Source organism: Biostraticola tofi, from assembly GCF_004343195.1.
Taxonomy (GTDB): Bacteria; Pseudomonadota; Gammaproteobacteria; order Enterobacterales; family Enterobacteriaceae; genus Biostraticola; species Biostraticola tofi.
Genome location: NZ_SMCR01000004.1, coordinates 249,703 through 262,603 on the forward strand (window position 1 = coordinate 249,703; position 12,901 = coordinate 262,603).

11 protein-coding genes and 2 pseudogenes are annotated in these 12,901 nt (G+C 53.5%); 3 read left to right on the forward strand and 10 right to left on the reverse strand.

Features of this window, described 5'->3' with window-relative positions:
- Window positions 1-67: 67 nt before the first annotated feature.
- The gene (locus tag EDC52_RS10960; RefSeq protein ID WP_131865364.1) at window positions 68-2,023 is read right to left on the reverse strand and encodes a hypothetical protein; all 1,956 of its coding nucleotides are present in this window, start codon (window positions 2,021-2,023) and stop codon (window positions 68-70) included.
- 459 nt (window positions 2,024-2,482) lie between these two features.
- A pseudogene (locus EDC52_RS10965) lies at window positions 2,483-2,695 on the reverse strand (MBL fold metallo-hydrolase); the annotation flags it as partial.
- On the opposite strand from EDC52_RS10965, the gene EDC52_RS20340 reads away from it, so the two are divergent.
- Together EDC52_RS20340 and EDC52_RS20345 are read left to right on the forward strand one after the other, a co-directional pair.
- Window positions 2,663-2,923 carry a LysR family transcriptional regulator gene (locus EDC52_RS20340; RefSeq protein ID WP_329955555.1) on the forward strand — a complete coding sequence of 87 codons (261 nt, stop codon included), beginning with the start codon at window positions 2,663-2,665 and terminating at the stop codon, window positions 2,921-2,923. The pseudogene EDC52_RS10965 and the gene EDC52_RS20340 sit on opposite strands and share 33 nt — an antisense overlap.
- An 18-nt stretch (window positions 2,924-2,941) precedes the next feature.
- Window positions 2,942-3,436 carry a LysR substrate-binding domain-containing protein gene (locus tag EDC52_RS20345; RefSeq protein ID WP_329955556.1) on the forward strand — a complete coding sequence of 165 codons (495 nt, stop codon included), beginning with the start codon at window positions 2,942-2,944 and terminating at the stop codon, window positions 3,434-3,436.
- A gap of 15 nt (window positions 3,437-3,451) precedes the next feature.
- Here the strand turns inward: EDC52_RS20345 and EDC52_RS20430 are convergent.
- From EDC52_RS20430 to EDC52_RS11005, 7 genes and pseudogenes are all read right to left on the reverse strand, one after another.
- Window positions 3,452-3,601 (reverse strand): annotated as a pseudogene (locus tag EDC52_RS20430) (helix-turn-helix domain-containing protein); the annotation flags it as partial.
- 79 nt (window positions 3,602-3,680) lie between these two features.
- Complete coding sequence (locus EDC52_RS10980) at window positions 3,681-4,805, reverse strand: dienelactone hydrolase family protein (RefSeq protein WP_230468024.1); 1,125 nt, start codon at window positions 4,803-4,805, stop codon at window positions 3,681-3,683.
- Window positions 4,806-5,011: 206 nt separating this feature from the next.
- The gene (locus EDC52_RS10985; RefSeq protein WP_131865366.1) at window positions 5,012-6,034 is read right to left on the reverse strand and encodes a FecCD family ABC transporter permease; all 1,023 of its coding nucleotides are present in this window, start codon (window positions 6,032-6,034) and stop codon (window positions 5,012-5,014) included.
- Window positions 6,035-6,784: a class I SAM-dependent methyltransferase gene (locus EDC52_RS10990; RefSeq protein WP_131865367.1), complete on the reverse strand. Its 750-nt coding sequence runs from the start codon at window positions 6,782-6,784 to the stop codon at window positions 6,035-6,037.
- Window position 6,785: 1 nt separating this feature from the next.
- The gene (locus EDC52_RS10995) at window positions 6,786-7,760 is read right to left on the reverse strand and encodes an ABC transporter substrate-binding protein (RefSeq protein WP_131865368.1); all 975 of its coding nucleotides are present in this window, start codon (window positions 7,758-7,760) and stop codon (window positions 6,786-6,788) included.
- Entirely contained in the window at window positions 7,760-9,856 is a 2,097-nt protein-coding gene (locus EDC52_RS11000; protein WP_131865369.1) for a TonB-dependent siderophore receptor, read from the reverse strand. Before EDC52_RS11000 ends, EDC52_RS10995 begins: the two co-directional genes overlap by 1 nt.
- A 304-nt stretch (window positions 9,857-10,160) precedes the next feature.
- On the reverse strand, window positions 10,161-11,123 hold the full coding sequence (locus tag EDC52_RS11005; RefSeq protein ID WP_131865370.1) for a VirK/YbjX family protein: 963 nt from the start codon (window positions 11,121-11,123) through the stop codon (window positions 10,161-10,163).
- 165 nt (window positions 11,124-11,288) lie between these two features.
- Between EDC52_RS11005 and EDC52_RS11010 the strand changes: the two genes are divergently transcribed.
- The gene (locus tag EDC52_RS11010) at window positions 11,289-12,086 is read left to right on the forward strand and encodes a YdcF family protein (RefSeq protein WP_131865371.1); all 798 of its coding nucleotides are present in this window, start codon (window positions 11,289-11,291) and stop codon (window positions 12,084-12,086) included.
- Here the strand turns inward: EDC52_RS11010 and EDC52_RS11015 are convergent.
- A complete protein-coding gene (locus tag EDC52_RS11015; protein WP_131865372.1) occupies window positions 12,067-12,807 on the reverse strand; it encodes an SDR family oxidoreductase in 741 nt (246 codons plus the stop codon). The genes EDC52_RS11010 and EDC52_RS11015 overlap by 20 nt on opposite strands.
- Between the last annotated feature and the right edge of the window lie 94 nt (window positions 12,808-12,901).

Genomic DNA, 12,901 nt, shown 5'->3' on the forward strand with positions numbered 1-12,901 from the left:
GAGGAACGGCGCTAGATAGGATATCAGCACCGTTCAGCGACAAGATTTCTGCATGACAATCAAATGCTCAGGCCAGGCCGCTATGCTTTATCAACAGCTTGAAAATGCTACGCTGTAAATAGGGGCTGTTGGCCTTCTCAAACTGTTTTCCATTTCTGCGCCGACGGTGATAATCATGGTCGTAAGCGCGGGATTGCGCTATATCGGCGATGTACTGCGCGATACTGTCGGCATTATCCATCATGATATTTTTTTGCAGCATGATATCGCTCTTGATTAATTCAATGAATTGTTCGCTGCTGATGCTTATATCCAGAAAATTTTCGTAACTTTGTAAAAATAGCTCATCGCATGATATTGCCTCATAGCCGTGAGCATAAATGGCTTCATTGAATACTTCTAATATTTCGCTGGCGTCGCCTACTGATCGTGTATTCGGTGAGTAAATAAAATCCCTTGAACCGGCCTGAATATGAGTGGCCTCATGAAGCGTCGTGAGGTCTAATCTATTATTCAGCACCATATCATTGGCAAAAATATCAGCCATGATGACGATTCTATTACCAGAATCCAGGGGCATGACAAATCCGGTTGGGCACTCAGGGTTGTGGATATATTCAACTCCTTCGCGTTTAGATGTAGCAAAAAGGATATTATCTTTATGATGATGGAAAAATTCATTGAGCTGTAAAAGATAATACTCAAACCTTACCATGGCTTCATAAAGGATGCTTTCATTATTGGTGCCTAAGGCTCCCCTAAAGTATTTCTTTATGCTATTGTTTGGCGGGTATTGTAAAATATCAAGATCGTTTCTGATCGTGGTATGTTGAAATTTATGCAGTGCTTGATTCAACAGGTTTTGTGCTTTATTTATTTCTGTCTTTAACGTACCAATGCTGTTTTTAAGATAACTGAATTGGATGGGGATATTCTCTTCAGAATCACCGAGCCTATGGATATAGACATTATCGGTCCTATAATGGTTAATAATCGATTGTTTTATCGCCATGAATTGGTCCGTCTTTTCATGCTTGAACAGCCAGCGATAGAAGTTCATCGGATGTACAAATTTCGTGAGTCGAGGTATATGACTGATATCAACAGATTGAACGTTGGCATTTTCATCAACTGACTGAGGGGTATTTTGTCGATAAAACGCATCCATGCGGTTTATTTCAGATTGTATAAGTCGTCCTTCATTTTTTGTGTTACCGCTGATAGCCGCCGCCCGGTTTTTTTCTTTTTCCGCCGGTATTCGTGGTCGCTGTGCCGGATGGCCCTGGCTGACCTCACCCGCAGGCGCAGCGACAGTGTCGCGGTTGCTGGTCGCAATCCCGGCGCCCAGGCCCGCACCGAGGCCAATGCCAATCGAGCCTCCGGTGATCAATATCTTACCGGCCGTCCCTGTGGCAGTACCTGCAGCGCTGCCGACGAGATTGACTGTACTGCCGGCTGACTCCGCCCTGACTGCGGCCCTTATCGCGGCCCGCGCGGTGGTCTTTTCCCGAGCTCTTACGCGCTTTTCCTCAGCCCGCTGGGCTTTGGCCCGCTTTTTAGGTTTTGATTTTTCCGGGGCTTCGCAGGTGCAGGCGGTGGCTCGTTTCACTCGAATGTGCGTTCCTGGTAGGGTGAAATGGTTTACCGCCGATTGGCTTGCAATGGCTTCCCCAACACCCAGCGAATGAAATTTATCCTGTAAAGCATCTGAACGATGCGCGGCCATCGGCAATTCCGCTGGACCGATGAATCTGCTAGGGGGCTTAATTGACGTAATCAATAATGTCACATTAAACCACATAAGCAGCTTTATTTGCTTGTCAGTTATGCGGTGATCTGGCCAAACTGGAAATTGACTATTTTTGGCAAGGATAAGTCCCTGTATGTTTTTTCCTTCCCGCAATAGGTCGTTATTTTCAATAGTGTGGTTTTTATTGATTGATGATTTCTTCTTGAGGTTCACTGAATAATGGTAATGCGACCCTATTGCCCTATTGTGATGACTCTCGGAATAAATAGGCATTGTTCCTCCTGAGTGGGTTTTTAACCGTTATGCGTGGTTGTTATATATTTCCAGAGAATATATAAGAGTGTTCTCCATCATAGGAGGGGCGGGGTATATGAATTCTTAACATCTCAGGCATTTTTAATCGGTGCGGCCTGAAGTCAGCCATTGTCGCTGTTCTCAAGCGTTGATTTTTACATTTGGCTCTCAGAGAGAAGCAACCTTAAGCTTCTTCTCCAGAGAGAACCAATTTATCCGTTGATTCAGTCTATATCATTAAATACAATTTCTTTGGCGGAGCCTGGATATACTTTGAATTTGGGGCCGTTGTCTCCCGTTATATTCCCGTATTGATAAGGCTCATCATAAGGGTCATTGACAGCGACACCACCATGCTGATCCGCTACCGGCGTTAAGGTATATGAACCTTCGTACGGGTCTGAAAATACCACGCCGATTTGCGGGGTGCCATCGAGTTTACCGGGCCAGTTGGGTAGAGTCGTTCGCCGCCACCCAGCGGTAGCCCTGGCCGTCACGCTGGACGTGTCCCAGCCCCGGGAAAGCAATATGCGCCGCTGCCACCCAGACTCCTTGCCTGGCGGTATCGGCCAACACCTGCTGACGGGTGTTAACCGCTTGCTGCTGATTGACGTCAAAATGGATTGCAACGCGAGGGTCGGGCATTTGTACCTTCATTTGGGACAGCCCGCGTTAAGCGGTGCGTTAGCCCGGTTGCGGGTGATGTTCAACGATCCGCTGTTTGTGCGATCGTCCAAAAGCCTGGTGCCCACGCCCCGGGCTGAGTCCCTGGTCAGAGAATTGCTGCCGATGATGGAACATATGCAGCAGATCCTGTTTCAGCCTGCCGCATTTTCCCCCGCCCAGGATACGCGCCAATTCCGGCTGGGGATGAGCTAATGGGTCGAAAGCTGGTTGATGCCGGGGTTTTATTCGACGCTTGCCCGTGAAGCGCCGGGCGTTGATCTGCAGGTTATCGCCAGCGATCCGTTCCAGGATGGTGAGCAGATGCAGCTGGATAAGGTGGATTTGGCGATATCGGTCAACGATCAAGCCCTGGCGGGCGTGGTGCGCCAGAATGTTGTCCGGATGCCGTTCAGCACGCTGTGGGATCCACGGCAATTGATGCTGACCGCCCCCTTGGCGCTTGAGGACTATGTCGCCCATCAGCATCTGCTGGTCTCTTATCGTGGCGCAACCCGCAGCCATATTGATGCGGCGCTCGAACAAAAAGGGCTGAAGAGGCGCGTACGGTACGTTTCACCCCATTTTTCCTCACTGCCGTATCAGACTGGCGTGTCTGGCGTGTCTGGCGTGTCTGGCGTGTCTGGCGTGTCTGGCGTGTCTGGCGTGTCTGGCATGTCTGGCATGTCTGGCAGGCGGCATGCCGAAGGTGCGCATCGTCACGGCTAAACTGGAAAGGCTTTCATAGCCGACGGTAAAGCCGGCATTGGCGGCGTTCATTGCCTCACTTACCATCAGCCGGCGCGCGTCCTGCATGCGTAACTGAGTGCGGAACTCAATCGGACTCAGCGTCGTGATAGCGTTCAAATGGTGATGAAAAGTAGAGCGGCTCATGCCGGCGATGTCGGCCGCTTGCGCTAGGTCGTATCTCTAATGAATGCCTAACGGGAGCGCGGCCAATATGCCAAGTGCATTATGGCCTTGATGGCATGAGCCATTTATCCAGCCAGCTGAAGGCCTCATCCTGTTGTTCGCGGTAAAAAACGTGGCCCAGTTGGGGCCAACGTTTAGTGACTAACTTATCAGCGGCGTTTTGCGAGCGCCAGACCTGATGGACTTTGGCAAACGCCTGATCCACGGCCTGGGCAGGAAACAGCTTATCCTGGCCGCCACTGAAAATGAGCATCGGCTTTGGCGCGGCAATACTGGCGATATCCGGGATATCCAGCTGTGCAGGCAGGCCGGGGTGGAGCATATAAAAAGCCGATTGACCCCGCAGCACATTGTTACCCGGCTGCATCAGCCCTTGATAAGTACCAAACCAGGAGATAACGGCGGTGGCGGCAACCTTCTCTGACAGTGCCGCCAGTTGCCAGGCACGAAATCCCCCCATTGAAAAGCCCAGCACGCCAATGCGTTGCTGATCGACCTGGTTTAAGGTGGCGAGAAAGTCTACCGTTCGTTTATCCTCATACGCGACTTCACCGGCCAGCGAGCGCCCCAGATTGAAATAATTGCTCGCCAGCGCCTGTTGCTGCTCATAGATCATCGGACCGCGATCGCCCCAGCCCTGACTATCGATAGCAATAACCACGTAGCCACGCTGGGCAAGTTCATCGCCAATAAAACGACCACTGAAGAATTTATCGGCCCATGCCTGCGCACTGGCAAGTTGGTCTTGGTTGCCCCAGGGGCGGATCATTTTTTCTTTGCCGATATCAAACTTTGAACCGTGGTCATGCAGCAAAACCATGGCCGGATGTGGGCCTGGCGATTTCGGCGTCAGCATCAAGGCGTTAATCCGGTTATCATCGGTGATATTCAGCGCTATTTTGTGGGCAGTGTAGCTGCCGCGATCCTCTTGGTTAAGCGTCTCAGGCGCGAAGGCGTTGTGCGAGTCCGGCGTCAGCAAGGCGTTGCGTATAAGCTGTCGGGCATGCAACCGCCACTGCGAGAAATCAGCATAATGTCCCGATAGCCAGGAATCCGGATAGGTCATCTGCGCTTTTCGCTGTACATAATTGGCCGGCAGGTTGCCTTCCACAATCCCCTGCTGGGGGACTGTCGACGCGTGTGTGGCACTGGCTGCGGATAGCATCAGTGCCAGAAACCCCTTGGCGGTATTGTTCATCATCCAGCCTCATTATTGAAACATCGTTTTAATAATATAGATGATGATTTTATAGCATTAAGTGCATGAAACTGTGATCGTTATTACAATCGTTACCAAGGCCAACTGTTGTTTTTATCATCAAGAAACACCGGCGCCTTTTTAAAGGGTCAACAGCAAGGTCACTGTTTTCGTTATCTGCATGGGTTACGGGCTATCAGATAAAGGAATACCGGCACACCCAGGATGGCGGTCAAGATGCCGACCGGCAATTCCCGCGGGGCGAAGAGGGTACGCGCCAGCGTATCCGCCATAACCGTGAAGATAGCCCCGCACAGCGCGGCAGCCGGAAGCAGGCCTCTATGACGGCGGCCGACAAACATGCGTGCTATATGGGGGACGGTCAAACCAATGAAACCGATGGCCCCGCAGCAGGCAACGACAACCGCTGTCAGCAAGGTCGTCAGGCAGAACATCAACAGCTTGGTTTGCCCGACATCCACTCCCAGCGACTGGGCGGTAACACTGCCAAAAGAGAGCACGTCCAGTTCAATCGCCCGCCAGTAAAACATCGAAAACACCGGCGCGAATACCAGGGCGCAAAGGCCGACCTGGAGCCAGTCCGCCTGGGCAAACGAACCCAGCAGCCAGAACATGATGCCCCGGGTGGTATCCGCATCCGTTTTCCATAACGTGATAAGCGAAGTCAGAGCCGACAGCAGCTGCGTTACCGCCACGCCGGTTAATACCAAGTGGCTGGACTGGCTTGAAAGGGAATGGCGCGCCAGTACCAGTACCCCTGCGAACGCCAGCATTGCCCCGCTGAAAGCGCCGGCGGGAACGGTCGCCCAGCCGATGCTCCAGCCGGCAGTGATAACCACCACCGCGCCGGTGCCTGCGCCGGAAGAGATCCCCAGTACCCAGGGATCGGCCAGGGCGTTGCGGGTCAATGACTGCAAAACCGTACCGGCGAGCGCCAGCGCCGCGCCGGCCAACGCGGCGAGCAGGGTTCTGGGTAGCCGTAAAGACCAGACAATCCGCTGATGTAAGGTGCCGGACGTATCGCCGTGCCAGTATCCCGCCAGCAAAGCTTTCATCACCTCCTTTACCGAGAAGTTGACTGGCCCATGCATAATGGCCAAACAGACGGCCAGACCAAGACCCAGCGTCAGCAGGAAAAGGCGGCAGGTCAGTGATTTCAGCGTTTGTCCGCTCATTCACTTCCAGCCGGCAACCACATAGTCATCAAGAAACTGCCAAACAGTGCCGGTTTCGGCAAAGCCGGCCTGCTGTAATAACGCAAGCTGGAAATCAACGGTCGTCGGCAGTGGCGTCGGCCGTTGGCTGAATAGCTGTTCTCGCTCGACTCGCCATTGCTGCAGCGCTGGGTATTGCAGCGCATCGTCAAACCAGCTGTCCCAATCTTGCGCGCCACCTTTCCATGCTAGCTCCTGGGTATATAGGTCATGGTTTTCAGCCAGTGTTTTCTGACGAGGATTGCGGCCATCAAAACGCTGATGATCCGCATTCAAGAAAATACCGCCCTCTGCCAGTAATTCGGCGATATGGCGATACAGGGTGGTCTGCTGCTCCGGCATCAGCCAGTGGATGGCCGTACTGGAAACCACGGCTTGCGGTCGGTCCTTTAGGGCACAAAAACAGTCGGCAGACGCAATATCGCCGCGCATAAAGTCAATGCGATCGTGGTGTTCCGCCAGCGCGTGCCGGGCAAGTTCCAGCAATAGCGGATCGAGGTCGATGGCGGTCACGCGCGCTTGGGAGAAACGGTTCAGTAAGCGCATGCTGAACGATCCCGGACCGCAGCCCAGGTCCACCACATGAAATTCATCGCCCAGGGTTAAAGCCAGCACATCAAGCACCGCTTCAAAGCGCGCCTCACGATGTGCGATGTAGGCACTTTGCTGGGTGTCCCAGTTGTTCAGTAAATCACGGGCTGGAAAAGTCATTTCAGTCTTCCTTGTTAATGATGGATTGCATCTGCTCCACAAGCCGCTTCAGGGCGGGAATGGATCGGACCGAAGGGTCCATGTCATAGCCGGATAAAATGATGTAGCGACGGTTCTTCACCGCAGTCATGCCAGCCGTTAACGGATGGCGTTCGAGAAAAGCGATTTTGTCCGCCGCGCTGTCGCCAGGCCCGCCGCGGTGCAGATCGCCGATGACAATGATATCGGGATCACGCTCGGCGATGACCTCCCAGGACATCGTCGGCCACAGTGCCGGGCTATCGGCAAACACATTTTCGCTGCCGATGGCCTGGGTCAATAGAGACGGTGCGCCATGGCCGCCGGCAACATAGGGGGTATCAGTGCCGGTATACCACCAGACGAGGCGCCGGCGGGGGAATTCACGGGCCTGTGCTATTTGCCCATCTATCTGCTGGCGCAGTGCGCGGATCACCTGTTCCGCCCGGGATTGGACGTGGTAAATTCGGCCTATAGTGCGAACTTCTGCAAAAATGTCGGCAAAAGTGAGGGAATTTTTTGAGTCGGTTTGCAGCCCATCACAGAGGCTTTCGCTCAGCCAGGTTGCTATCCCCCAGCGCTGAAGACGCTGGCGGCTTGGTGTTTCGGGGCTGTTGAACCAATAAAAGCTACCGGAATAGATGAAATCCGGCCGCGCGGCCAGCACCGCCTCTCCCGACCAGGGTGAGCGGTCAAAGCGTGCCTTCAGACTGGCTGTATCCATCCATGGAGCAGGCGTACTGTCCTGCTGTTTGCTGTAGCCGACAACGCTGATAATGGAGCTAGCCAGCCCCAGGGCTAACATATTCTCCAGCGCGGAATGGGAATACACGATTGCCCGCTCGGGCACATGCTCAAACCGCCATTGCTGGCCACAGTTGGCAAGCGTCAGCGGACTGGCAAGGCTGGCAGCGCTGGCCGCCAGCATAACGGTAGATAAAGCCAGCGCACGGATCATCAGATGCGTATGTTGACAAACGCTTCATACGTTCGGCCTGGCGCGATCAGTTCCTGAGTGGCATAAGTACGCTGCCAGCTATAGAAGCGGTCCGTCAGGTTACGCACGCGGGTACCCAGAGTCATGCCCGGCAGCACTTCATAGTCCGCGCTCAGGTCTATCGTGGTGTAGCCCGCCATTCTGTCGCTGTTGGTATCGTTGTTGTAGCTGCTGCCCACATAGTGCAGTTGCGCGCCCAGGCCTAACTGCTGCGTTGCCCTATAGCGGGCTGACAGATTGGCGGTCCATTGTGGAACATAGCGGGGCGTATTACCGGCAAGATCCTGCCCCCCTTGTTGATACGCATCAAAGCGGGCATGGGTATACGCGGCATTGCCCGCCAGGGTCAGGCTATCCCAGGGCTGGATTGACCCACTCAGCTCTACCCCTCTGGAGGTCTGTTTGCCTACGGCATTCCAGATATCAGTCTGTAGCGCATCTTGCTGATAAAGATTCTTTTTCTGCAAATCATACACCGCCAGTTTTACTTCGCCGCGCTGGTGCCAGAAGGTGCCTTTTACACCGGCCTCATATTGCTGCACGTTGGTCAGCGGCAGGGAGGTCTGAGCCGGGCTGATAAAGAAAATATCGTTTCCGGGCTCTTTACCGGTCGCGTAGTTGGCATAGACCGTGATGTCATCGGTGATATCCCAGGTCGGACCCACCGCCAGCGTAATGAAGTCATAGCTACGATAGTCAGCCTGATTTTGCTGGCGGAAATTCCATTTCATCTCCAGATTGGAATAGCGGGCCTGGGCCAGTACGGCAATGGCGTCAGTCATATTCAGCTTGTCTTCGACAAACAGGGCGTACTGGTTCTGCGTCACCTGGCGGGTAAGGGCGCGGCGCGGCGCGTTGCCGCTGCTGAATGGGGTTTTCGGCGAGTTGATAACCGGCACGCTATCTTCACCGGCAAAGCCGTTGGAGTAATATGCAAACTCGCGCTGGCTCAAATCCATGCCGGCTATCACGCGGTTATCCAGCCCACCGACAGGTTTATCCAGGGTGACCGTCGTGCGGTTTCCCGTTAGCTTATCGTCATGGGCGATATCACCGAAAGAATCCCGGGTGATATAGCCTGGGCGCGAGGCGGCGGGGTAATAGCGTTCCGCATTATGCCATTCGCGAAAGCCACTGTAATAATACAATTTATTTTCAAAAGTCAGTTCAGACGAGGCGAACCATGACTGCGTGGCCTGTATAGAGGTGGCCTGGCTGCGGATCCAGGCATCTTCCAGGTTATTGAAATTAGTGTGCCGCAAACGCTTTTTAGTCTTGCCATCAATCAGCGGGGTACCAAAATACGGGTTATGGGTATCACTCATCATACGGTCAATGTTGAAAGTCAGCATTGTGTTGTCGGTCGGCGTCAGCAGCAGAGAACCCGTCATGCGCTGGGGGCGTTGCCGCTCGCCCTCGACCTGACTGCCGGTGCTGGAGGCACTGACGTCAAGGCGGCCGGCGGCCAGCTTATCCACCAGCGTCCCTCCGGTGCCGACGTGAACCCGGTGACTGGCAAAGCTTGACCAGCCATAGTCCAGCTCGATGGGGTGCGGACCAAAGGACGCTTGGCGGGGGATAAGATTAATGCTGCCGCCGGCTGAACTCAGGCCATTGATAACCGAGCCGGTGCCATACAGCACATCGATGCTCTGATAATGAACAGGATCGCCGCCTTGAAGGGTGCTGCCCGGCACCGTCACGCCATCGTAAAGCCAGGAAACAGGCGTAAATCCGCGCAGGGAAACGCTATTGGACAAGGTTGGCGACGTCGCGCCCGACATTCCCGGCGCGCTTTCGACCACCTCGGTCAGTGTGCGTTTGCCCATGGTGATAATGTTGTTCTGACTAATGGTTTCGGTATGGCGAGGGATTTCTTTATCGCTGAGTCCCAGACGGGAACCGGTGCCGGCGGCCAGTAAGGCGGCGTCAGAGACGGCAGGGGAATGACGTGCTTCACTACCGGTCACCAGCAGCGTTTCCTCGGCTGCAGCCAAGACGTTCGAGGACAGGCTGGCCGCAATAGCCACTGCTGCAATTGAAAAAGATGATTTCATTGGGGGACATTTCTGCTTAAATTTTTTGTTATGTTATAACATAAAAATTTAACGATCCAGCACAAAGCGTCCGGGGTGCAGCTTTGTAGATCTCATCCGCCCGCTGACATGGCTAAGCGCATCGCTTACCGGTGCGACCATGTCCCCTGCTCATGGGGCAACCGGTGTTTACAGGCAGCGCGCAGCGCAGTAGCGATGTGGTATCGCCTATGCAACAACTAAAAACCCGGATCCGCCGCTGCAGGCAGTGATAGACGATGGGCGCTTCGCAGGCGGCACCGGGTAATCGGTCAGGTCAAGTCCGTTACGCTGATTGCACCGGCGTGCTGCTGTTAACGGTCTGCAGCAATTGAGCCGCCATGTTGTCCAGTAATTCATAACGGCGACGATATTCTGAACGTTTCTTGCTGACAATCTGTTCCAGCTCTTTACGTGGCATAGCTAAAGGCAACGCATAAAGACCGTCGTTGGAAAGTGTGCCATGGAGCGATGACCAGAAATCACTGTAGCTGGCAAATAAATGATCTTTCTTGCTGTGGCGGTACCGCAAACTGCGAAATACATGATTATCATCACTTACTGCAAATATCTGTTTGATATCGCACTGTCCTGCCAGAATAAACAGCACCTCCATCAACACCCTCTTTGGAAATAAACCGAAGCTGGCTTTTGTCGCTTCGCGAATAATATCGTTGCTGATGTCTTTACGGGGCCCTTGCAGCCCGCCGATCACCACCGAAGTTAACCCCGCTTTCTGAATCACCGAAAATGACAAGGCTGCAAGAGTTACATCATTATATTTCACTACCAGCGTGACTTCACCTTCTCTGTCGAAATGACCGGAGCAGCAACCAATGTCGAAATATTCTCCATTTTTACCGGTGAAGGTGACCAGGGTGGCCTCTTCCCTGGCCTGGAGTAACTGACGCAATGCCGGATTCTTTAAGGACTGGGTAAACTGATAGTGATCGGTTAATGCCCTGGCCCGTGCGCTCACACTCAGTCCGGCCAGCAGGTAAGGTCGATGGATTTTCGCCGGTAACAAGCCTTGCTTATCAAGGGCAATACCCATGCTAGGTAATCTTGCCAGCGACTGCAGAAAGCGGAAAGTGGTGGCTGGGAATAACAGTGAGCGAAGGAGGAATTTTGTTCTGAATCGCCGGCACAACCACAGTTTATCAGGTACAAATGTGCCGCAGATCAAATGAAAAAATAACGATGCGGCAGTTCTAGCTGACATCGGATGGGCGGTGTTTACCATTGTCATATTATTATTTGAGATATAGTTCGAAGTTGACGCTATCTTAATGCGCTAAATCTAAACGGCAGGTTAATAGTGCGGGGATTAGCTAAATTGAACTGTAATAGGTATTGTCAATGTTAAGGGCTGTCTTTATTCGCAAGCCGTTTGGCTTACCGCAGAGGTGAACGCGTGGTTATCGAAGAAAGCATTATCAGAGATATTAATACTATTGCCCGTTGGCTGGCGGCTGATGAACTGCCTGGGGCCGGGAGTGTGGATCCGCAGTTGATCATTCTGGCCGGGCATGCGGTCGTTCCCGGCATCCTGGGGGTGATGAAACTGGCCGCCGAAACTGATGTTCCGGTGCTTTTTACCGGCGGGGTGGGGCACTCAACTCACCTGCTCAAACAGGGACTGAACGAAAATCCGTTAACCAGATCGAGGGTCTTTGAACAGCAGAGTGAGGCCGACATTTTCTACAGTATTGCGACTGACATATTCGCTATCAGCCCGTCCAGACTGTATGTTGAAGACCGTTCTACCAACAGTGGGCAGAACGCGGATTATTCCAGGGAGTTGATTACCCGCAAGGGTCTCAATGCCGAGAGAATACTGTTGTCACAAGATCCCCTGATGCAACGAAGAACCCGTGAAACCTTTGAACTCAGTTGGAGAACCAAGGCGCTCGCTGCTCGCTTTATCAACTGCCCGGTTTTGGTGCCGCAGTTGGTGATGCTTGCCGGAAAAGTCATGATTACCGGCGTGCAGTCGGCGGGACACTGGACTATTGAACGCTTTATCGAGATGGCGCTCGGAGAAATGGAACGCCTGAGAGATGGCCCCGACGGGTATGGCCCGCTGGGGAAAGGTTTTATTGGCCATGTCGCTATTCCAGCGGCCGTCATGTCTGCCTGGGAACATATTGAATCCGATAATTGCTATGCCGCCTTGAAGAGATCTCAGAGGACTACGCCAAACCGCCATTAGCGCGCACTATCTGACCATTGACCCAGCCGCCATCCTTGCCGGCGAGGAATGAGACCACGCCGGCGATGTCTTCAGGCTGGCCCAGACGCTCCAGCGGCGGCATGTTGGCAAAGGTCTGAATCTGCTCATCGGTCTTGCCGTTGAGAAACAGTTCAGTGGCCACCGGCCCGGGCGCCACGGCATTAACCGTAATTTGGCGGCCGCGCAGTTCTTTGGCAAACACGCGCGTAAATGCTTCCACCGCGGCTTTGGTGCCGTTGTAAATCGCATAGCCGGGCATGTTAAGCGCCAGGGTGGTGCTCGATAGGTTAATGATCCGGCCCCCGTCATTCAACCGGGTCGCCGCCTCGCGCAGGGTGTTGAACACGCCCTGGGTGTTAATCGCGAAGGTCTGCGCATACAGCTCATCGCTGGTCTGGGCCAGGGGAACGGGCTTCAGGATCCCGGCATTGTTGACCAATACGTCGATATTGCCCAGCTGTTGCTCAACAGCCTTGAACAGCGCGTTAACCTGGTCGGCTTTGGCAATGTCGGCCTGCACCGCGATGGCAGATGCGCCGGACTGGGTCAATTCTGCCACCAGCGCCTCGGCATCGCGGGCGCTGGAAGAATAGTTGATGGCAACGGCAAAGCCGTCAGCGGCTAAACGTCGAGCCAGGGTGGCGCCGATGCCGCGTGATGCGCCGGTAATCAGTGCTACTTTATGAGATGAAGTCGTCATGGCATTAATCCTTCTCGGTAAGATGTAACATGAATTCTGGACTAGTTTCCAAAGAAGATAATTACCTCTAAATGGCCATCACAATTCCATTTAC